Annotated in this window: 6 tRNA genes and 2 rRNA genes; all 8 read left to right on the forward strand. The window is 49.1% G+C overall.

Annotation, left to right across the window (positions count from 1 at the left end):
* A 23S ribosomal RNA gene (locus AC1DS7_RS28730) occupies positions 1-234 on the forward strand; the annotation flags it as partial.
* A gap of 100 nt (positions 235-334) precedes the next feature.
* A 5S ribosomal RNA gene (rrf, locus tag AC1DS7_RS28735) occupies positions 335-450 on the forward strand.
* Between the two features lie 5 nt (positions 451-455).
* Positions 456-531 (forward strand) — tRNA-Val (locus AC1DS7_RS28740).
* An 8-nt stretch (positions 532-539) separates the two neighbouring features.
* Positions 540-623, forward strand: a tRNA-Tyr gene (locus AC1DS7_RS28745).
* Positions 624-635: 12 nt separating this feature from the next.
* Positions 636-710, forward strand: a tRNA-Gln gene (locus AC1DS7_RS28750).
* 4 nt (positions 711-714) lie between these two features.
* Positions 715-790, forward strand: a tRNA-Lys gene (locus AC1DS7_RS28755).
* Positions 791-806: 16 nt separating this feature from the next.
* Positions 807-887 (forward strand) — tRNA-Leu (locus AC1DS7_RS28760).
* Positions 888-916: 29 nt separating this feature from the next.
* Positions 917-991, forward strand: a tRNA-Gly gene (locus AC1DS7_RS28765).
* Positions 992-1,049 lie beyond the last annotated feature (58 nt).

Below are 1,049 nucleotides of genomic sequence, written 5' to 3' on the forward strand. Positions count from 1 at the left end.
CCGGGATGGACGCACCGCTGGTGTACCAGTTGTTCTGCCAAGGGCATAGCTGGGTAGCTATGTGCGGAAGGGATAAGTGCTGAAAGCATCTAAGCATGAAGCCCCCCTCAAGATGAGATTTCCCATAGCGTAAGCTAGTAAGATCCCTGAAAGATGATCAGGTTGATAGGTTCGAGGTGGAAGCATGGTGACATGTGGAGCTGACGAATACTAATAGATCGAGGACTTAACCATATAATATGAAGCAACGTTATCTAGTTTTGAGAGAATATAAAAAACTTATTGACTTTCTAAGTGAATCAAGTATAATAATGTTTGTCTCAATCGAATATAGTCTGGTAATGATGGCAGAGAGGTCACACCCGTTCCCATACCGAACACGGAAGTTAAGCTCTCTAGCGCCAATGGTAGTTGGGACCTTGTCCCTGCGAGAGTAGGACGTTGCCAGGCAAAATGGAGGATTAGCTCAGCTGGGAGAGCACCTGCCTTACAAGCAGGGGGTCGGCGGTTCGATCCCGTCATCCTCCACCATATATGTCGGAGGGGTAGCGAAGTGGCTAAACGCGGCGGACTGTAAATCCGCTCCTTCGGGTTCGGCAGTTCGAATCTGCCCCCCTCCACCATTTCTTAATTATTGGGCTATAGCCAAGCGGTAAGGCAACGGACTTTGACTCCGTCATGCGCTGGTTCGAATCCAGCTAGCCCAGCCATTAAGAGCCATTAGCTCAGTTGGTAGAGCATCTGACTTTTAATCAGAGGGTCGAAGGTTCGAATCCTTCATGGCTCACCATTTTCTTTAAAAATATGCGGGTGTGGCGGAATTGGCAGACGCACTAGACTTAGGATCTAGCGCCTTTGGCGTGGGGGTTCGACTCCCTTCACCCGCACTTTTAATAAAATAACTCAAACATGTCTTGCGGAAGTAGTTCAGTGGTAGAATACAACCTTGCCAAGGTTGGGGTCGCGGGTTCGAATCCCGTCTTCCGCTCCAATTTTCAGTATGACATGCCGGGGTGGCGGAACAGGCAGACGCACAGGACTTAAAATCC

The sequence above is a fragment of the Bacillus sp. P4_E1 genome (assembly GCF_056401715.1).